The sequence below is a fragment of the Streptomyces sp. NPDC048516 genome, assembly GCF_043199875.1.
Taxonomy (GTDB): Bacteria; Actinomycetota; Actinomycetes; order Streptomycetales; family Streptomycetaceae; genus Streptomyces.
Window position 1 is genome coordinate 176,332 of sequence record NZ_JBICWS010000001.1, and the last position, 18,481, is coordinate 194,812.

Genomic DNA, 18,481 nt, shown 5'->3' on the forward strand with positions numbered 1-18,481 from the left:
CCTTCCACACGTCGTTCGCATGCGGTGACCCGGAAGCGTCACCTGTCGGGGGCGCGGGGGGCGCGGGGGCGCGGCCGCACGGGGGCTCAGGCGTCACGGGAGGTGAGCGCGTCCCGCAGCCGCTCCAGACCGGACCGCAGCTGCTCGGAGGGCAGAGCGAAGGACAGCCGGAGGTGTCCCGGCGCACCGAAGGCCGCCCCGTCCACGACGGCGACTCCGTGTCGCTCCTTGAGCCAGGTGACGGCGGAGCGGCGAGCCGCTTCCGGGGCGTCGGCGAGCCAGTCACGGATGTCAGGGAACAGGAAGATGCCGCCCTCCGGGCGCGGGCACGACAGGCCCTCGATGCCGTCGAGTGCCTTCATCGCCGTGTCCAGCTGAGCGGTGAGCTCGGCACCGATCCGTAGCCTTGCCGTCTCACCCCCGCCCTCGCCCCCGCCGAGAAGGGCGCGTGCGATGTCCTGTGCGGGGCCGCTGGTGTGGCCGATGAAGTGGGAGGCGATGGCCGTGGCGCGGGCGGCCGTCGCGGGGGGAGCGATCGCCCAGCCCAGACGCAGCCCGGCCAGCGCATGGCTCTTGGACAACCCGTCGATGAGCACGCAGTGTTCGGGGAGTGCGGGGAAGAGGTCGAGGACCGAGGGGGCCGGGCGGTCGCCGAGGGCCACACCCCGGTAGACCTCGTCGAAGAGGACGGTCAGCCCGTGCCGGCCGGCCCACTCGGCCAGCCGGCGCAGCGAGTCGGCCGGGACCACGGCGCCGTCCGGATTGCGCGGCGAGTTGACGATCACCGCGCCGGTGGCGGGAGTGCGCCGTGCCTCCCACGCGTCCAGGTCGAGGAGGCCGTCGCCCACCCGCCCCGGCACGGGCACCGGAACGCCGCCCACCAGCTCGATGAGCTGCGGGTAACTGGCCCAGTACGGAGTGGCGAAGAGGACTTCCCGGCGCTCGCCGAGCACGGCCCGCAGCACGGCCACGAGGGCCTGCCGGGCGCCCGGCGTCACCAGGACCTGCCCGGCGTCCACGGCGGCGCCGGGCGCCGTCGAGTACGCGGCGATCAGCGCGCGCAGATCCCGGTCGCCGGCCGGGGGCCGGTAGGGCTGGTCGGCGCGCCGGGCAGCCGTGGTGTCGGCGACGGGGTGCAGCGGGATGCGCACATCGCCGGTGGACAGGACGATGACGTCCTCGCCGTGTGCGTGCGCTGCCGTCGGGGACGCGGTGGTCATCCGGCAGCCCCCTGAGGGAGGACGCGCCCTGGCTGGCCTTCGGCACGCCCGTCGAGCGCTGCCCGCACCAGCTCCGCCACGCGACGGCGGCTGCTGGCCTCGGCTTCCTCGGACAGGAAGGCCCGGTGGCTGGTGACCACCACGCGCGGGTGCCGGAGCACCGGCTGCCACCTGGGGTCGTGGTGCGGGTTCTCCGGCGAGAACACGTCGAGACCGGCCCCCGCGATCCACTCCTGCTCCAGCGCCTTGCCCAGCGCCTCCGGATCGACGAGCTTGCCGCGGGCGGCGTTGACCAGATACGCGCCGGGCTTCATGGCCCGCAGCGCGGAGCTGTCGATCAGCCCCTCGGTCTCGGGGTTCAGCGGGCAGTGCAGGGTGACCAGGTCCGACTCGGCGAGAAGGTCCTCCAGTGTGTCGACGGCCTGTGCGCCGTAGCCCTCGGCGAGATCCCGGCCGAGGTACGGGTCGTACACCTTCACCCCGCCGTAGAAGACGCCCAGCCTGCGGGCGACGGCCCGGCCGATCCGGCCGAAGCCCACGATGCCGAGGGTGCGGCGGTTCGTGCGGTGCGGCGCGCCTCCGGCGTAGATGTCGAAGGTGCCGCCGGCCAGGGTCTGGTGCTGGGGGATCAGCTGCCGTTCCAGGGCGAGCGCCAGCGCGGAGGTGTGGGCGGCGACCTCGTCCACGCAGTAGTCGGGGATGTGGTAGGCCGGGATGCCCCGGGCGGTCAGCAGCTCGGCATTGAGGTTGTCGGTGCCGACGCCCTGCCGTACCACCACGCGCAGCCGCTCACCGGCGGCGTCGAGCAGTTCCTCGGTGACCTGGGTGCGGTAGACCACCAGAACCTCGCACCCGGCAGCCCGCTCCAGCATTCCCGGCCCGGTCAGTTGGTATCTGCCGTCCTCGAACGGGCCGAAGCGCAGTTCCACCTCCGGCCCCAGGATCTCCCGCTCCACGGTCGCGCGATCCGGGCTCCAGACGCCCTCCTCGACGAGCCATGCGGGATCGGTGTACAGCACGTGCGGGGTGGCCATGAATGGTCCGCCTCTCCTGGTTCGGGCTCAGTGCAGTAGCCGCAGTACGTCGGCTTCGGTCAGTACGCAGGGGTTGTTGGCAGCCCGGCCGGAGCTCAGAGCCGCCGTCATGAGGCCGGACCACGGGTCCACCGGCAGCCTGAGTTCCCCGATGCCGGTCGGCTGGCCGGCCAGCGCCAGCAGCTGTTCGGTCAACTGCCGTACGCCTCGCCCGGCATGGCCGTGTGCGCGGTTCTCGACGACGGCCACCGCGTCGCGTACGGCCGCGGCGCCCCGCGGATGCCGGCAGTCCGCCTCGGTCACCGCGGCGTGGCGCCTCAGCAGCCAGGGCAGATGCAGGGCCACGGCCGTGCCGTGGGCCAGCCCGAGCCGCATCGTCAGGTCGTACGACAGGGCATGGGCCGCGGTGGTGCGGGTGACGTCGATCGCCGCGCCGGCCAGGGAGGCGCCGTGGGCCATGCCGGTGCGCACCCGTGGATCCGTGAAGGAACCGGTGTCCAGCGCGCGGGCCAGCGCCGGCATCAGCCTGTCCAGCGCGTCCAGGGCCAGCGCCCGCGAGGCCGTGGTCGCCGAGACCGACCAGTACGACTCGATGCTCTGGCTCAGCGCGTCCAGCCCGGTCGCGACACACTCCCGCAGGGGCAGCGACGCGGTCAGGTCCTGGTCGACGATGACCAGGTCGGCCCTGGCCCCCGCCACGTCGAGAGAGTGCTTGCGCCCATCGGCGTAGACGGTCGCGAACCGGGTCATCTCGCTGCCGGAACCCGCGGTGGTCGGCATCAGCACCAGCGCGCACCGGCGGTCCTCGGTAAGCGCGCCGGGGTGCCGCAGGCACTCCTCGGGACTTTCCCGCTGCGCGGCCAGTACGGCGATCGCCTTGGCCACGTCGAGGCTGCTGCCGCCGCCGATGCCGAGTACCGCCTGCGGCCGGAAGCGCCGGAAGGCGGCGATGCCGGCCCGGATCTGCTCGATGTCCGGGTTGGGGCGCACCCCGTCGAAGTGCTCCACGGTGTGCCGGGCCGGCAGGGCCGAGACGAACTCGTGGGCGCCCGACCGCTGGTAGGAGGTACGGCCGTGCACCACCAGGATCCGCTCCGCGCCGAGCCCGGCCAGGGCCGCACCCAGACGTGCCGCGGCACCGCGGCCCAGGTGGGCGGCCGGGTGGCCCGGCAGCCGCGCCAGGCCGGTCCAGATGTCGCTGACCGCCGCCACGGGCGTGCTCGTCATGGTCTCGGCCCCGCTTCCGCCACCGCACCCGCGGGGAACCCGCCCGCGAACCGCGCGGCGATGTCCGGGGCCGACAGACTGCTGGACGCACGCTCCCCGGACGAGCCGCCCACCGTGCCGTCCACGGCCAGCAGCCCGGGACCCCCGGCATCGAGGAGCGCGCGCAGGGCCGGCCGCAACTCGGCCACAAAGCCCACTCGGCGTACTTCCCGGTAACCGCAGCCCCGGGCGACGGCCGCGAAGTCGGTGGTGGCGGAGGTCGTCGGTTGGCCGCCGGTGGAGTCGTACGCCTGGTTGTCGAAGACGACGTGGACGAGGTTGTGCGGTGCGCAGGCGCCGACCGTGGCCAGGGTGCCCATGTGCATCAGGAGAGAGCCGTCGCCGTCCAGGACCACGAAGCGCTCCTCGGGCCGGGCCAGTGCGGCGCCCAGCGAGAGGCCCGCGACGTGGCCCATCGAGCCCTGCATATAGAAGTTGCCGGGCCGGTCCCGGTGGTTGTAGAGGGCGCGGGAGAGAAAGCCGGTGGTGGACAGGATCCGTTCGGCGCGCACCTCGGCGAGGACCGCGTCCACCACGTCGTCGCGGTCGGGGAGCGAACCCTCTGCTGTCGTGGCCTCGGCCGGCGCCGGTGCCTCGTCGCGGATCGCTCCTTTGCTGACCAGGACGAAAGCGGGCCGCCCGGCGTCCAGGACCGGCCGGGCCTCCTTGAGCAGCGCCTCGACGGGCGGCCCCTCGGGGGTGAGCCACCAGTACGGCACCTCCAGCGAGTCCAGCCACGGGGGCACGACCTTGCCCATCCAGTAGTGCTGGGGCTCGCCCGCATCCGCCGTCGGCCAGCCACGCATGCTGACGAAGACCAGCAGCGGAATGCGGTACGGGAGGACCAGGGAGGTGAGGGGGTTGACCAGGTTGCCGAACCCGGAGTTCTGCGCGATGACCGCGGCCGGCTCGCCGGTGAGCCGGGCACCGGCGGCGATGGCCAGCGCACTGCCCTCGTTGACGGCCGGTACGTAGCGGATCGACGGGTGCCCTCCGAGCAGCCGGATCGGCCCCGCGAAGTACGAGCACGGCACCCCGGACACCAGGCCGATCCCGGCGCCCTCCAACGCTTCCAGGAACGTGGCGGAGCCGGTCATGGCTTGGTGCCGAAGCTCGACGGCATGCCCTGGAGCGCGAAGACCTCCGCCATCGGCGCGATCCGCTCCTCGACCGCCGCGGCACCGGTGGCCAAGTCGAGCTCGTGCAGCACCTCCTGTACGCCCTTCACCGCGGCGCGCAGGCCCTGGTTCGCGTAGATCACCAGCCGGAAGCCCGCCCCGTACAACTCGCTCTCGGTGACGGTGTGGTACGTGGTGGGAACGGCGACCAGCGGAACGTCGGACTGCCACCCGTCGGCGAACTCCAGCACCTCCTCGGGACGGCGGCTCTTGCTGTGCACGAGAACGGCGTCCGCGCCCGCGGCGACATAGGCGTGGGCACGTTCCAGGGCCTCCGGCACCTCCAGGCCGGCGATCAGCGCCTCCGTGCGGGCGATGAGCACGGTGTCGGGATCCGTCCGCACCTCGGCCGCGTTCTTGATCTTCAGGGCGAAGTCCTCGGTGGGCAGCAGGTCCTGCGCCGCGTCGGCGAAGCTGTTGATCTTGGGAAACAGCTTGTCCTCGATGCACAGCGCGGCGATGCCGGCCCGCTCGTACCGCTGCATGGCGTAGGCCGCGTTCATCGGCCCGCCGAAGCCGGTGTCGCAGTCCGCGATGACGGGGATGTCGGTGACCGCGTCCATGGCGATGGCGGCGTCCAGGTACTGCGTCATCGTCACCAGGCTGGCGTCCGGCAGGCCGTGGCTCGCCGAGATCTCGAAGCTGGAGGCCCACACGGCCTCGAATCCGGCGCGCTGCACCAGCTTGGCGGTCAGACCGTCGTGTGCGCCCACCGCACGGACCACGGACGACCCGTTGAGCTGCGCCCGCAGTCGGGCGGCTTTGGACCCGGGGGCCCGAGGCGGCTGAGATTCCGGCACGGTGTTCAGTTCCCTTCCTTGCTGTACCACAGGCGGTCTTCGGCTATGTAGCGGTCGATGCCTCCGTGGGCCATGGACCCCAGGGCATAGCGCACGTCGGGGGTGACGGCTCCGGCGATCCTGAGCAGCAGGAGGCGCGGGAGGGTGTCTCCGGCGGTGGAGAAGGTGAGTGGAACGAGCGGTTCGATGTACGCGGAGTCGCCCGGTTCGAGCACGTCCGTGCGGCGTCGGCCGTCGTGTTCCCAGGAGACCTCCACCGGGGCGTCTCCCAGCACGTAGAGGTACTGGTGCTGATGCGTGACCAGACGGGCGTCGTCCGAGGCCGCCGCCGCACGGACGTCGACCTGGAGTGCGGTGGTGTGCGGGTGCAGGGGGTCGCCGGCCAGCTGTGTGAACCGGTAGGCGGGGCCGTCCTTGCCGGGGTGGTCCCAGCTGCGTGCGTCGCGGCCGTGCTGGATGGACACGCCGCGGTGGGAGGTGCTGCGGGGAGCCAACAGGTCGCGCACGGACACCCCCAACGCCTCGGCGAGCAGCGCGAGTTCGGACTCCGTGGCGGTGTCACCCGGGCCGCCCCTGCCGTCCGTGTCGTCCGTGCCGCCCCTGCCGTCCGTGTCGCCCGGGCCGCACAGCTCCGTGAGGCGATCGGCGGCGAGGCCGGTGCGGTCGGCGAGCTCGGCCGGGGTGAGGCACCGCGCCGCCATGAACGACCGGATCAGACCGGGCTGGGACGAGGGGGACCCCGCGACGGGGAGCGCGAGGTCATGGGCCGGGCGGCGGCCCAGTACCGCCAGTTCGCGCTGGGCGTCGCCGACCAGGGCGCCGCCGTAGGTCAGCGCGAGGATGTAGGCGGGCTCGGAGTCGCTGCGGGCCGTGAAGGAGTGCGGGGCGAAGGGGAGACCCCAGACCGAGTCACCGGTCTCCATGGGGACGCAGTACGACGTGTCCCCCCAGCGGTAGTAGTAGTTCACCGGGCCCACGAAGTAGGTGAACTGGTAGAGCAGATGGCCGTGGTTCCACTGCACCCGCGGGTTGTCCGCGCGATTGTCCTCGACCACCCGCAGCATCCGGATCCACTCGGGCCGGTAGGAGGCGATCCTGGACATGGCGGTATCGCGGTACTCGTAATACCCCTCGCCCCCCCGGGCCAGGACGCGCGAGCTGCCCAGGGACTCCTTGGCCCGCAGCACGGACAGCCCGGCCGGACAGTCGTCGTGGACGGGCAGCAGATCGCGCTCGTTGAGCGGCCAGACCTCGGCCGCCCGGCGCAGCAGTGCCCAGTCGAGCGGCCGCTTCCCGGAGGTGTGGTCCGCGAAGGTGCCCGGTTCCAGGCCGAGTTCCCGTTCGGCGTTCTCGTCGTCGCGTTTCAGATCGTTGGCGGCTGACCGCAGCAGGGCAGCGGCCCTGCGGCTGAATCCCTCTGCCGCTGTGGCTGACATGCGTGATTCCCCATTCCAAGACGTCGGGTGGCTGCTTCAGCGGCGCTGGACCGCGCGGGCCAGCGGGTATGCCTGCAGGCCGTAGCGCGTCTTGAACTCGTCGTTGCGCCGGCCGCACTCCAGGACGGGGCGGCCGGAGGCGAATCCCGCCTTCAGCTCGGCATCGAACAGCGCATACTGCGGACTCCAGTTGAGCTCCGCCGGGTACCGGCACCCACCGGCCCAGGCATGCATGCGGGTGTCGTCGTAGAGGCAGACGGAGACGGCCAGCAGGGTGCCGTCCAAGTCGATCCGCAGGAGCCGGCAGTTCTCGCCCAGGCTTTCGATCAGCGCGCCCAGGCGGTCCGGCGGGTAGTACCCGGGGGCGTGCTTGTCGGCCGTGCTCAGGCACAGGCCCAGTACCTCGTCGTCGAGCGCTTCCCGTCCGGTGCGCAGGGTGATGCCGGCGCCGGCGCGCTCGGCCCGGCGCGCGTACTGCCGCAACGACCTGCGGGAGGCACGCCCGATGCCGGCCAGATGCTCGTCCAGGGTGGCCGGTCCGCCCGCGAGGGGCAGCCGGTAGCGGGGAACGGTCTCCTCGACCTCGACGCCGATGGCCTTGAGCTGCTGGGCCAGCGGTTCCCCGGCGGCGATGTTCACCAAGCCCCACAGCTGTGCGCGGTGGTCGCGGGCCAGGTCGCCCAGGGCCGTCCAGAACTGTTCGACCAGCCAGGCGTTGAGCGGCCGCCGGCACAGCAGACGGGTGTCGTAGCAGTGCCAGACGTTGCCGACCAGTGCGTCGAGGACGGCGTCGGCGCCGGGACCCGTGGCGAACGGGTCACGCGTCCGCTGGAGGAAGACCGGCAGGGCGGCCACCAACTCGCCGCCGTCGTGGGCCAGCAGGTAATAGGCGGTGGACGGGTAGGTCAGGGGCGAGGACTCGACACTGCGCAGGAAGTCGTAGCTGTGGAACACGGGGGCGTCGCAGGCGTCCACCAGCTCGGTCCAGGCGCCCCGGCCGACCGACGCGATGGAGTCCGTGACGGTGACGCGGACAGCGGTGTCGGTGGAGGTCACGGCGTCACCTGCCGGCTCGCGCGCAGGGGCGGGAAGTGCAGCGAGGACTCCAGGACCACGCGCTCCCAGTCGTCGAGGACGACACCCGTCGTCCGCAGCGCCTTGTCGGCGACCGACATCCGCATCCCGCCGGCCGCTTCCGGCTCGAAGTCGCAGCGCAGCAGGGCGAGAAGGGCGTCGGTAGCATGCCCCGCCAGGAGCGAGGCGAGGTCGTTTCCGGCTCCGACGCGGCCCAGTGCCGACCGCTCGGGGAAGCGGGTCCTGACGTCCTGCTGGACGGTGCCGGGCAGGTCCTCCCAGAGCGAGGCGACCACTCTGGTCCGTAACGAGGCCAGTACCTGGTCGAAGTCCCGTCGTTCCGGGGCGTGCGGGGTGGTGATCTCGCAGAGGTAGTCGATCTCGGCGGCCGCGGCCTCCGGGCCGGCGGCCGCGTCGGCCGCCGACAGCCCGAAGACGGCGGCCTCACGCTCGGACTCCACCGGACCGTCGGAGCTGTGCATCAGACCGACGATGCTGTTGACGGCGCCGAAGTCCCGTCTCAGGGTGCCGGGTTCGGCGCGCTCGGGATGCTGATAGCCCTTGCGGCGCGCGAGTGCGTCGTGGGCGTTGTCCTCGTCTCCCTCGTACCGGCAGATGAGGGCCATGGCGGGGCCGAGCGCGAGGACGGCGTCGACCAGGCGATACCGCCAGGTCTGCCACTGCCCGGCGATGAGATCCGCGTACAGATCGTCGATCAGTTCGGGGTCGGCGTGCAGAGGGCGCGCCGCGACCGGGGGGAAGCCCTCCTTGCGGAGCCGGGCGACCATCTCGCCGTGCACTCCCCGGTAGAGCGCGTCGGAGCTGAAGAGGACGAAGACATGACGGGACCAGAAGTCTGAAGCGGGCATGGAGCAGTCACCTTTCGACCGGTCGGATCGGCGGAGCACGCGTCGGCCTGGTGCGCAGCCGTGGTGGAGCGGTGGTGCGGCGCGGCAGGGCGCGTCAGGGCGGGGCAGGCCGTAGCGGCGCCGAGGTCAGTTGACGAACGGGCACTTCTCGGGAGTTCCCACCGTCTGGTCGTCGGGCAGCGCGTACTGCCGCCACTTGTGGGTGGAGGAGAACATGGGGTCTCCGAGATACGGATGCGGCGCGAGGGCGTCGTACCGCTCCAGGTCTTCTCTGATGCGTCGCTTCGCCGCCTGGCCCGCGACGGTGGAGCCGCTGAGGCCTTCGAAGACCCTGCGGGTCTGGAGGACGATCGTCAGGCACGGCCCGAGGTCGCGGCTTCGGCGGTCGCGGTAGCCGGGGCTGGTCATAAAGGTGAACCAGGGGGATCCGGCGAAGCACCACTGCCATGCCGGATCACCGGTGTCGGCGGGATATCCGGGAGGCCAGGGCGAGGTGTCGATGGCGCTCAGGTCCCTGAGGAGGGTCCAGAAAGCGGTTTGGTGATCGGCGAGCTGGGCCTCCGGATCGGGCGGCCCCACAAAAACGATTAACGACTGCCGCTTCGGCCCCGTCCGGGCGCGTTCCCGGAACTCCTTCAGAGCGTCGGCCAGCGCCGGCACCCCGTGCTCCTCCGGGAAGCGCGGATCGACGACGGTGAACCAGTTGTGGCCGCGCTGCTGTCCCTGCGTACCGAAATAACAGGGATAACTGTGTGCTGTGTCGAGCAGTTTTCCCTCGAAGGACTCGTAAACGTCCGGAGCCCAGTCCGGAAACCGTCTTGGAGTCCTCTCTAAGGATTGCTCTCCGGAGTTCCATAGGCGACCCACGGAATCACCTTCCCCCTTCTCCGCTATCACTCACCCGGTGCGGCCGACTTACGTTCCACCACCTCGGGCGACGCGATATCGAAACTGTCCATTCAGCAGAGATTCACTCATTTAACAGTGTGAACAAGTGATCGTCAAGCATGGTTGATCTTGGCTTGTTTTGTGACTGGAAATAGTCTTCGTGCTGGTCACGGGCGTTCAGTGGAGGAGAAGGTTGACGTACTTCGGTCGAGTTTCAACGAAACGGGCGAATGGTGCGACCTGCCAGGAACCGGCGTACATTTACCACTCTTCGAAAATTTGCTGGACATTAGTTGGGGCATCCGTCTAAGGTCGCCATCCGAGTTTGATCTCGTATCTCTCCGCCGAGCCGCACAAAGTCTGACCAAGTCGGCAGCGGCATTCCTGAAGTACCCGAGAGTAATTCGCATAGTGCGGGTGGACACGCCTGTGGGGCGCACCGGGGGTTGCGAACGTAATGGGTTATGAAAAACGCAGGTTATCCGTCCTTCTGCTCGACCGGATCGGGTATTCCTTTTACCGGGACGAGAGCGGGAGGGGCTTCCTGCCGCACGACCGGTACGCGGTGCGGCTCGTCACCTCGCTGGCCAAGGTGACCGAGGCGGTCGGTGACGAGCTGGAATCGGTCCTTGCCGTGGACGCGCACGACATGGCGGCGCTCAAGGACGCGGTGCGATACCAGGCGGCGTTCAAGGGGCGGAAGGCGGATCGCCTGGTGGCCGTGACCGAACGCTTTCTGCTGCCCGCGGCCGAGCTGCGCGAGGAACTTGCCCTCCCCGGCCAGACCGTGGCCCAGGCACTGCACTTCCGGGACAAGGTCCTCATGAAGGAGCACCTACGGCGGCACGGCGTCCGGGTACCCGAGTTCGCCGCGTTCAGCGAACGAGCCGCCCTCGACCTGCTGGACAGGGCGACCGCCGTGGTCGCGAAACCGCGGCTGGGCAGTGGATCACGGGACATCTTCGTGTTGCGCGATCCGGCCGAGGTGCACGCCTTCACCGCTCAACAACGGGACCGGCTGGACGAGTTCGAGGCCGAGGAGTTCATCGACGGACAGCTTTACCACGTGGACAGCGTGGTCCAGGACTCCGAGGTCGTCGCGGCCGTCGCCGGCCGCTACATCGACGAGACCACGTCCTACACCGAGCTGCGTCCGTGCCGCGATGTGGCCGTCGCGCCGGGCCCGCGACTCGACGCGCTGCTGGAGTTCAACCAGCGCGTCCTGACCGCCCACCCGGGCTTCACCGGGGTGACGCACCACGAGATGTTCGTACGTGACGACGACATCGTCTTCTGCGAGATCGCGGCACGGGCCGGCGGTGGCGGCGTCATCGCCGGATTCCTCTCCCGGACCGGCGTCAATCTGGACGAGGCGGTGATCCAGGCGCAGGTCGAGGGCACCGTTCCGGCGTCACCTGCTCCTGCCGCCCATCTGACCGGCTTCACGGTGATCTACGCGGGCGCCGGCGTACTGGAACAGCCACTGACGCCGCCGGACGAACCATGGGTGCTGGAGTGCCAGATCATGGCCGGCCCCGGGGACACCCTGTCCGAACCCGAGAACTGCAACGACGCCGTGGCCATCATCTCCGTGCGCGGGGACAGCGAGGACGAGGTGGTCCAGCGGCTCAACCAGGTGAGGGACCACATGGCACCCGTGGTGTCGCGCGGCCTTTGACCACCGTCCGGTCGCACGGCGACCGGATCAGCACAGTCGAAACGAAGGGTGGCACAGCATGTCTTCGTCCAGGACGGCCGCACCGGAGCCGGCCGAGTGGACCCGCGGGCCGGTGGCGGATCTCTTCTCCTCCTATGTCGCCACCGCGGCGCTGTCCGCGGCGGAACAGCTGGGCATTCTGGACCAGTTGGCCGAGCACGGCGAGGCGCCGTTCGGGAACGGCGGTGACGAACGGCTCGACGACGGGGTCATACGCAGCATCCACCGCACACTGCACTGGGCGAACGTCGTCGAGGTCAAGAACGACGAACTGGTCATACCCGGAGCGCTGTTCGACGCGGCGTATGCCGCCCGCGGTTACATCTACTGGCTGGTGAAAGGCTGCGGCGAACTGTTCAGCACCGCGCCCGACGTCACCTCGACGAAGCGCAGGACCGGCACCTTCTACCACCGCGACATGCGTGCCGTGGCCCTCGGCTCGCGGCTGATCGGTGAGGAAGAGGTCGAGCCCCTCTTCGACCGGGTGCTGGCCGACCCGCCCGTCGAGAAGGTCGCCGACCTCGGCTGCGGCTCCGGGCAGCGGCTGATCCGCATCCTCGGCAACCACCCGGGTGCGCGCGGGGTGGGTGTCGACATCTCCCACGCCTCCGTGCAACTGGCCACCGAGTCCGTGGACGAGGCGGGCCTCACCGACCGGATCACTGTGCTCCAGGGCGACGTCCTCGCCCTCGAACCCCGCCCGGAGTTCGCCGACGTCGACACGGTTACCTGCGTCTTCATGGGCCACGACTTCTGGCCCCACGACAGCTGCGTACGCACGCTGCGCCGCTTGCGCACCGCGTTCCCTTCGGCCAGGCGCCTCTTCATCTGCGATGTCGTCCGGACGACCGAACTGCCCGGGCGGGACACCACGATCTTCACCCTCGGATTCGAGGCGGTCCACGCCCTGATGGGCGACTACCTGCCGACATACGAGCAGTGGCACGAGGCGTTCGAGGAGAGCGGGTGGGAGTGCCGCTCGGTGCAGCCGAGCACCGCACCCCCCAACGGCTATCTCTTCGAGCTCACTCCCCGTACGGGGGAGTGAGTCAGCATGCCGTGCAGAGGTCACACAAGGGGGAGGTGGTAGGCGTGCACCACCCGTGGGAGCACTGCCCATGGGAGCACCACTCATGGGGGCACCACTCATGGGGGCACCACGTATGAGGGCACCACCCATGGGAACGCCGTCGGCGGCCCGCCGGTATCCCGGCTGACGGCGGTAAGACCGCCGCCCCCGAGCCCGTGACCGAGGGCGTCACAATCAGCAGGCCGGGGCAGCAGGCCGACGGGGCCAGTGGGACGGCGGCCGGCACGGGCGCCGCCCCCTTGCCCCTTCTGCCGGCTGCGGCGGAACGCCCGCCGCGGCGCTCACGTGACCGGCACGAGCCGACGAGACCGCGTGAAGAAGCTGGCCAGGCAACTGTGGTCAAGTTCTCCGTAGCCGAATACCAGTTGGGCAGCCCGGTTGACGGCGCCCAGCTTCCAGTGCCGGTCGATGACGTACGCGGGCCGCGGCAGCCAGCCGTCGATGACCCGGCGGATCCCGGCCGGTACCGCGCGGTCCGCGGGCGCCGCCTGCGGAGGATTCAGCCCGGCCGGCAGGTACAGGTGCTGCGGCTGACGCCGACGCCCGTATCTCCGCACTGCGCCGCTACCGCGCCTCGGCGGAAAGTTCTGAGACGTCCACGCGGCCATGTTAGGACGCCGTTTCTCGTGGTCCCCTCGTTGGACGTGGAGGGGTCTGCTCACCGCTTGGAAGAGAGAGCTCGGCCGGTCGGCCGGGCGTACTCACCGTGGCCGAGCCCGCCACGGACGCTCCCGCCTCGCGATCAAGCGCCGGATTATTCGCGTGCGTGTGCACAACACCCGGTGCTAGTTTTCGATCATGGCAATCTTCAGCAACTTTCTCTGACGGAGTTCGTCGACAGATGCGGCGCGCCGTTGGCCCGGAGCCCGGCGCCGGCTGCGTCTGCGCATCGTCACACCGTTCTTCCGCCGCAGGCGGACGAACCGCTGTGTCCTGAACTCCAAGCCGAGAAATGAGTTACAGCTGTGCCTGCTAATCCTTCCGCCCGGACCGTGCTCGCCGATTGGTTTCGTGCCCACTCCAACCCCCTGACCACCCTTGATCCGCAGCAGCCCCTCGACGATCTCGAAGTCCTCCGGGAGATCATCGGCGATGCCCGCGTCGTCGCGATCGGCGAGGGCGCCCACTTCGTCGAAGAGTTCTCCCGCGCACGCCAGCGAGTGCTGCGCTTTCTCGCCGAGCGCTGCGGATTCACCGTTTTCGCCATGGAGTTCGGCTTCAGCGAAGCCTTCCCGCTCGACCGGTGGCTGCAGGGCGAGGGAGACGACGGCGACCTGGCGACGGTGAGCCCGGCCGCCGCCGAATGGGGCGCCGCGGACCTCATGCACTGGCTCCGCCGCCACAACCGCACCCGCAAGCACCCGTTGCGTTTCGCCGGCATCGACGTCCCCGAGGCCGGCGGGGCGCTACGGCCTGCCCTGGAGCCGGTGGCCGACTACCTGCGCGAGGTGGACCCCGACGCGCTCCGCCTCGTCGAGAGGATCCTGGAGGTGAGCGACCGGTTCCTCAAGGGCTGCGGCTCCGGCGCTGCGGCCGGGCCTGCCTGGGCCGGTCTTCCGGTGGCCGAGCAGAACGAACTGACTGCCGTACTGGCGCGGCTGTTGCTGCGACTGCGCGCCGCCGAACCGCTCTACGTCTCCCGCAGCGGCCAGAGCCGCTTCGACATCGCCCGGCGCCGAGTGGAAGCGGCCTGCCACACCGACTACATGTTCCAGGCGATGAATGCCCTGATGTCCGGCCGGGGCCTGGCAGCGGACCTGTCGGTGCGCGAGATCTACATGGCTGAATCCGTACGCTGGCACCTGAACCACACCGAACCGGGGACCCGGATCGTCCTCGCGGCACACAACAACCACATCCACAAGACGGCGTTCTCTTTGGACTTCGCGGGCGGACTCACCACGCTCCCGATGGGCAAGTACCTGCATGGGATGCTCGGCCAGGACTACCGCACCGTGGCCCTCGTCCACACCGCGGACCATGTGCCGGAGATGTACCCCGACCAGAGCGTCGCGGTCGGGTTCACCCTTGCCGAAGCCCACCTTGAGCCTGCTGAGCCCGGCAGCGTCGAGGCCGCCCTCACCGACGCCGGTCTCGCCGACCGGATCACGTTGACCGATCTGCGCCACACACCACGCAACGCCCAAGGAACACCACTACTCAACGGAATCCGGTTCCAGAGCTCCCATCTGAGCACCCCGGTCCCTGACGCGTTCGATGCCGTCATCGCCGTCCCGACGGTCACCAGGGACCGCACAGTGCGCTTCTGACCGGACTGCGCCCGAGCAGGCGGGGCCGCCGGTCCAAGGCCCCGCCTGACCACGCATCCGCCGCGCTCCCCGCCAGCCACCGAAGCGCGGCACCCTCAGCCGTCCTTACCGAATGCGTCGTTCGTGGCGCGGTGGGTGCCTTCGGTCCGATACCGAGGTGCCCTAGAGTCGCCGCATGCGACGAAGGACAGGGCTGGCGATGGCTGGGGCTGCAGCCCTGGCCTGGGGCGAGTGGTTGAACTGGAGCTGGTCTCGAACTCTCGTGGGGAAGCGCGAGGGCGCTGCCGAGGCCGTGGTCGTGCTGGGGTACCGGAACCCTCAGGCGACGGCGAACTTCATCAACCGCTGGCGAGTCCGTGCCGGACTTCGCTCCGTCACCGCTGACAGTGCGCGTGCCACTCGCGTGATCTTCAGTGGCGGTGCGCCCAGCAGTGGCGCCGCGGAGGCCCAGTTGCTGGCTGACTACGCGAAATCGGTGCTCAAGTTCGACGGCACGGTCCTGCTCGAAGACCAAAGCACGACGACATGGGAGAACATCACGAACGTCATCCCGCTGCTTGAGGACGTCGACCGCATCAAACTCGTCTCCCAGCCGGCTCACGCGCTCAAGGCCCGCGCGTACTTGCGGCGGCAGCGCCCTGACCTTGCCGCAAGGCTCGTGCGCGCGGATGACTACCGCCCTGGCGAGTGGATGGCCGCCAAGCCGCTGCTGGCTCTGTACGGCCTATGGACACTGCGCGGTCTCAAGGCCGACGAACGGAAGGCCTCGCTGTAGCCAGCCGCGACCGCGGGTGAACGCAGGGACTCCTTGCTGTCTGCCGCTTGCTGTCTGCCGACTGCCGCCACGCGAGCCCAGCGGTACACGCCGGCTGAATTCCCGGCAACCGTGGGCGAGCGGAGCGCCGGTGAATCCCGCTTCCCGCAGGTGGCCGAGGAGAGCGTGGACGGTGGGGCTCCATGGCCCCACGGGACGCCGGACCGTCCGTCCGCTGCGGACGACGCGGGCTGCGGGGCATGGTCGACGACCTTGATGTGAGGGCTCGCGCTCGGCAGGCACTGCGCGAGGTCTCCCGCGGACGCGATCACATAGTGACACCCGAGTGGGAGACGACCGTTCTTCGACCGTGAGGTGCAGCGTCCCCGGCGGGCCGTCACCCCTCCAGCATGCGGGTGACCAACAGCCGCAGCGACACCGCAAGCCGTCTAGTCCCTCCCTGCCCCAGCAGGCGCACGATGGGTCCGTTCTGCAGAGCGCCAAGCAGGATATGGGCCAGCAACTCGGCGTCCAGGTCGGGGCGTTCCTCGGCGATCAGCGCGCTGATGTGGCCGTGCCAGAACCCGTAGACCGAGTGCTGTTCGCGCGAATCCTCCTGGGCGTCGCGGGGGGCTGTCGCCGCCTGCCCGAGAGCGGCCAGCAAGCCTTTGTTCCGGCCGACCACGTCCACTACCGCGTCGAGGAAGGCCAGCAGTCGCTGACTGGGAGGGGCGCCCGGGCCCAGTGGTGGGGGGCCGTCCGTCACCGCTTCGTGCAGGGCGTGAGCGCGTTCCAGCATCAGCTCCCGCATCAGGCCCGCGCGGCTGCCGAAGCGGTGGAACACGGTGCCCTTGCCGACGCCCGCCGCGGCAGCGATGCGTTCCACCGAGACCTGTTCAGGAGGGTGTTCGGCGAGGAGTCTCTCGGTGGCCTTCAGGATCGCGCGCCGATTGCGTGCCGCGTCGGCGCGTTCGCGGCGGCCTTCCGCCATCAGTTCTCTCCTCATCCAGGACCATGCCCATAGACAACTGGACCACCAGTCCAGTACGGTCCGAATTGGACCACCGGTCCAGTTTAGGATACCGCCCCGTTCAAGGAGAGTTGCCATGCGACGAATCCGCTACCACTCCTACGGCAGCCCCGAGGTCCTCGCCATGGAAGAGGCTCCGGCGCCCGTTCCGAAGGCGGGGCAGGTGCTTCTCCGGGCCGAGGCGATCGGCGCCAATTTCGTGGACACGCAGCTCCGGCGCGGCATGGCCCAGGCCGAGCTCTACCCGCGGCCTTTACCCAGATCCCTCACCGGTGATGTGGTGGGCACGGTCGAGGCGGTCGGGCCGGACACGGACCCGGGCCTGATCGGACGGCGGGTTGCCACGGCCTCGGAGGACGCTTTCTGCGATCTCATCGTCGCGGACGCGCGGTGGCTCGTCCCGGTACCCGACGGGCTCGACGCCGGCACGGCCAGCGCGCTCCCCATGGTCGCGCCGGTGGCCCTGGGCGTGCTGCGCGCCGGGCAGCTGGCGCACGGCGAGACCGTACTGGTCCACTCCGCTGCAGGCGCCATCGGCCACCTCGCCGTGCAGCTCGCAAAGATCCTCGGCGCGGGCACGGTCATCGCCACGGCCAGTACGAGTGCCAAGCTTGACTTCGCCCGAGCCCAGGGCGCCGACATCGGCGTCAACTACACCGACGAGGACTGGCCGGAGCAGGTCCGCTTGGCCGTGCCCGGCGGAGTGGATGTCGTCCTCGATGCGGCCGGCGGTGAGGTTCTGCGCCGCAGCCTGGACGTACTGGCCCCGTACGGTCGGCTGGTGGCCTACGGAGCCGCGAGCGGGGAGCTCGGCAGCATTCCCGTCACCGACCTGTTCGCCCTGAGGTCCGTGACGGGGTTCTCCCTCATGGCCGCGCATGCGGCCGACCCCGAGCGCGCAGTGAAGGCCCTGGCTGAACTTACCGAGTACGCCGCCCAGAGATTGCTACGCGCAGCGGTCCACGCCCGGCTGCCGTTGACCGAGACCAGCGAGGTGCACCGGATCCTGGAGAACCGTGCACAGCGGGGCCGCATACTGGCCGTCCCGTAAGGCGGCCGGGACGGTCCGAACGCCCTTTGCCATGGCTGACAGGCGGCGAGGGCCAGACTCAGCTCTACGTCAGCGTGTACCACGGGCGTCCGAGTGCTCCCGAGTGCCGCCGGAACCATTTCCCCAGCGCTCGAACATGCCCCGCGTAGATCGGCTCGTGGAGGAACCTTCCTATCAGCCACAGAAAGTGACAGATCAGCGGTTCAGGACACAGACCCTGGCATCTGCCCCTACCTGTCACCGACGGCCAGTCGCCCTGAACGGGCGGCTGGCCGTCCTGCCTTCGCGGCCACGTCAGTGCCGTCATGTCTCATCGTCATCCACGGGCTCATTGGTCATCAAGTGACTCCGGAACCTGTCGACAAACGCTGTTCCTAGAGATCAACGAAGCCAGGCGGGATGACGTTCGTGGTGTGCTCCCATGTCGTCGTGCTTTGGTCTTCGAGGAGGACTGTTGCCGTCGTACTCGAGCACCGATTTCGCGCAGCCAGCCGTCATCTGGGCCTCCGCTGCCCCACTACTGGTCGCATCGCCATGAAGATCGCGCGTGTGGGACGCGCACTGTCAGCGGCGATGGAGCGAAGTCCAGCGGGCTCGCCAGCACGGACCGGCCAGCGCGGGCTCGCCAGCACGGGCTCGCCAGCGCGCGGGGCCGGCGATGTGCGGTGGGCCTGGCCGAAAGGGAGATGGCGACGTGCGGGGGACGGGGGAGTGGGCTCAGGCAGGCGAAGTGGGCTCGGGCAGGCGAAGTGGGCAAGGCGCCTGCCGCTGCTCGGCGGTTCGATCGCGGCTGCTGTGAAGGTC

Annotated in this window: 16 protein-coding genes; 5 read left to right on the forward strand and 11 right to left on the reverse strand. The window is 70.1% G+C overall.

Going from position 1 to position 18,481, the window contains the following annotated elements:
- Nucleotides 1-86: 86 nt before the first annotated feature.
- The 9 genes from ACGFR7_RS00795 to ACGFR7_RS00835 form a co-directional block, all read right to left on the reverse strand.
- A complete protein-coding gene (locus ACGFR7_RS00795; protein ID WP_393311511.1) occupies nucleotides 87-1,220 on the reverse strand; it encodes a pyridoxal phosphate-dependent aminotransferase in 1,134 nt (377 codons plus the stop codon).
- The gene (locus ACGFR7_RS00800; RefSeq protein ID WP_393311513.1) at nucleotides 1,217-2,254 is read right to left on the reverse strand and encodes a C-terminal binding protein; all 1,038 of its coding nucleotides are present in this window, start codon (nucleotides 2,252-2,254) and stop codon (nucleotides 1,217-1,219) included. Before ACGFR7_RS00800 ends, ACGFR7_RS00795 begins: the two co-directional genes overlap by 4 nt.
- A 27-nt stretch (nucleotides 2,255-2,281) precedes the next feature.
- Nucleotides 2,282-3,481 carry a phosphonoacetaldehyde reductase gene (locus ACGFR7_RS00805; protein WP_393311515.1) on the reverse strand — a complete coding sequence of 400 codons (1,200 nt, stop codon included), beginning with the start codon at nucleotides 3,479-3,481 and terminating at the stop codon, nucleotides 2,282-2,284.
- A complete protein-coding gene (aepY, locus tag ACGFR7_RS00810; RefSeq protein ID WP_393311517.1) occupies nucleotides 3,478-4,617 on the reverse strand; it encodes a phosphonopyruvate decarboxylase in 1,140 nt (379 codons plus the stop codon). The genes ACGFR7_RS00805 and aepY overlap by 4 nt, the downstream gene beginning before the upstream one ends.
- Entirely contained in the window at nucleotides 4,614-5,498 is an 885-nt protein-coding gene (locus ACGFR7_RS00815; protein ID WP_393311519.1) for an isocitrate lyase/phosphoenolpyruvate mutase family protein, read from the reverse strand. The genes aepY and ACGFR7_RS00815 overlap by 4 nt, the downstream gene beginning before the upstream one ends.
- Nucleotides 5,499-5,503: 5 nt before the next feature.
- Nucleotides 5,504-6,934, reverse strand: a complete 1,431-nt coding sequence (locus ACGFR7_RS00820) for a hypothetical protein (protein WP_393311521.1) — start codon at nucleotides 6,932-6,934, stop codon at nucleotides 5,504-5,506.
- 36 nt (nucleotides 6,935-6,970) lie between these two features.
- Nucleotides 6,971-7,990, reverse strand: coding sequence for a GNAT family N-acetyltransferase (locus tag ACGFR7_RS00825; RefSeq protein ID WP_393311523.1), 1,020 nt, complete (start codon nucleotides 7,988-7,990; stop codon nucleotides 6,971-6,973).
- Nucleotides 7,987-8,877 (reverse strand): nucleoside-diphosphate kinase, encoded by an 891-nt coding sequence (locus tag ACGFR7_RS00830; RefSeq protein ID WP_393311525.1) that lies wholly within the window; start codon nucleotides 8,875-8,877, stop codon nucleotides 7,987-7,989. The genes ACGFR7_RS00825 and ACGFR7_RS00830 overlap by 4 nt, the downstream gene beginning before the upstream one ends.
- Before the next feature lie 126 nt (nucleotides 8,878-9,003).
- The gene (locus tag ACGFR7_RS00835; protein ID WP_393311527.1) at nucleotides 9,004-9,774 is read right to left on the reverse strand and encodes a YqcI/YcgG family protein; all 771 of its coding nucleotides are present in this window, start codon (nucleotides 9,772-9,774) and stop codon (nucleotides 9,004-9,006) included.
- 448 nt (nucleotides 9,775-10,222) lie between these two features.
- Between ACGFR7_RS00835 and ACGFR7_RS00840 the strand changes: the two genes are divergently transcribed.
- On the forward strand, nucleotides 10,223-11,443 hold the full coding sequence (locus ACGFR7_RS00840; RefSeq protein WP_393311529.1) for an ATP-grasp domain-containing protein: 1,221 nt from the start codon (nucleotides 10,223-10,225) through the stop codon (nucleotides 11,441-11,443).
- Between the two features lie 58 nt (nucleotides 11,444-11,501).
- Nucleotides 11,502-12,530 (forward strand): SAM-dependent methyltransferase, encoded by a 1,029-nt coding sequence (locus ACGFR7_RS00845; protein ID WP_393311531.1) that lies wholly within the window; start codon nucleotides 11,502-11,504, stop codon nucleotides 12,528-12,530.
- A 323-nt stretch (nucleotides 12,531-12,853) separates the two neighbouring features.
- On the opposite strand, the gene ACGFR7_RS00850 is transcribed toward ACGFR7_RS00845, so the two are convergent.
- On the reverse strand, nucleotides 12,854-13,129 hold the full coding sequence (locus ACGFR7_RS00850) for a hypothetical protein (protein ID WP_393311533.1): 276 nt from the start codon (nucleotides 13,127-13,129) through the stop codon (nucleotides 12,854-12,856).
- 408 nt (nucleotides 13,130-13,537) lie between these two features.
- On the opposite strand from ACGFR7_RS00850, the gene ACGFR7_RS00855 reads away from it, so the two are divergent.
- Both ACGFR7_RS00855 and ACGFR7_RS00860 read left to right on the forward strand, forming a co-directional pair.
- Nucleotides 13,538-14,842, forward strand: a complete 1,305-nt coding sequence (locus ACGFR7_RS00855) for an erythromycin esterase family protein (protein WP_393311535.1) — start codon at nucleotides 13,538-13,540, stop codon at nucleotides 14,840-14,842.
- Nucleotides 14,843-15,017: 175 nt separating this feature from the next.
- Nucleotides 15,018-15,617, forward strand: a complete 600-nt coding sequence (locus ACGFR7_RS00860; RefSeq protein ID WP_393311537.1) for a YdcF family protein — start codon at nucleotides 15,018-15,020, stop codon at nucleotides 15,615-15,617.
- A 376-nt stretch (nucleotides 15,618-15,993) separates the two neighbouring features.
- On the opposite strand, the gene ACGFR7_RS00865 is transcribed toward ACGFR7_RS00860, so the two are convergent.
- A complete protein-coding gene (locus tag ACGFR7_RS00865; RefSeq protein WP_393311539.1) occupies nucleotides 15,994-16,587 on the reverse strand; it encodes a TetR/AcrR family transcriptional regulator in 594 nt (197 codons plus the stop codon).
- A gap of 115 nt (nucleotides 16,588-16,702) precedes the next feature.
- Here ACGFR7_RS00865 and ACGFR7_RS00870 point away from each other — a divergent pair, with 115 nt between their 5' ends.
- Nucleotides 16,703-17,677: a zinc-binding alcohol dehydrogenase family protein gene (locus ACGFR7_RS00870; RefSeq protein ID WP_393311541.1), complete on the forward strand. Its 975-nt coding sequence runs from the start codon at nucleotides 16,703-16,705 to the stop codon at nucleotides 17,675-17,677.
- The last annotated feature ends 804 nt before the right edge of the window (nucleotides 17,678-18,481 follow it).

Excerpts from the sequence above, each read along its gene's own strand:
- ACGFR7_RS00795 (WP_393311511.1), bottom strand. The coding sequence starts at position 1,220 with ATGACCACCGCGTCCCCGACGGCAGCGCACGCACACGGCGAGGACGTC.
- aepY (WP_393311517.1), bottom strand. The coding sequence starts at position 4,617 with ATGACCGGCTCCGCCACGTTCCTGGAAGCGTTGGAGGGCGCCGGGATC.
- ACGFR7_RS00805 (WP_393311515.1), bottom strand. The coding sequence starts at position 3,481 with ATGACGAGCACGCCCGTGGCGGCGGTCAGCGACATCTGGACCGGCCTG.
- ACGFR7_RS00870 (WP_393311541.1), top strand. The coding sequence starts at position 16,703 with ATGCGACGAATCCGCTACCACTCCTACGGCAGCCCCGAGGTCCTCGCC.
- ACGFR7_RS00830 (WP_393311525.1), bottom strand. The coding sequence starts at position 8,877 with ATGCCCGCTTCAGACTTCTGGTCCCGTCATGTCTTCGTCCTCTTCAGC.
- ACGFR7_RS00865 (WP_393311539.1), bottom strand. The coding sequence starts at position 16,587 with ATGGCGGAAGGCCGCCGCGAACGCGCCGACGCGGCACGCAATCGGCGC.
- ACGFR7_RS00840 (WP_393311529.1), top strand. The coding sequence starts at position 10,223 with ATGGGTTATGAAAAACGCAGGTTATCCGTCCTTCTGCTCGACCGGATC.
- ACGFR7_RS00845 (WP_393311531.1), top strand. The coding sequence starts at position 11,502 with ATGTCTTCGTCCAGGACGGCCGCACCGGAGCCGGCCGAGTGGACCCGC.
- ACGFR7_RS00820 (WP_393311521.1), bottom strand. The coding sequence starts at position 6,934 with ATGTCAGCCACAGCGGCAGAGGGATTCAGCCGCAGGGCCGCTGCCCTG.
- ACGFR7_RS00860 (WP_393311537.1), top strand. The coding sequence starts at position 15,018 with ATGCGACGAAGGACAGGGCTGGCGATGGCTGGGGCTGCAGCCCTGGCC.
- ACGFR7_RS00800 (WP_393311513.1), bottom strand. The coding sequence starts at position 2,254 with ATGGCCACCCCGCACGTGCTGTACACCGATCCCGCATGGCTCGTCGAG.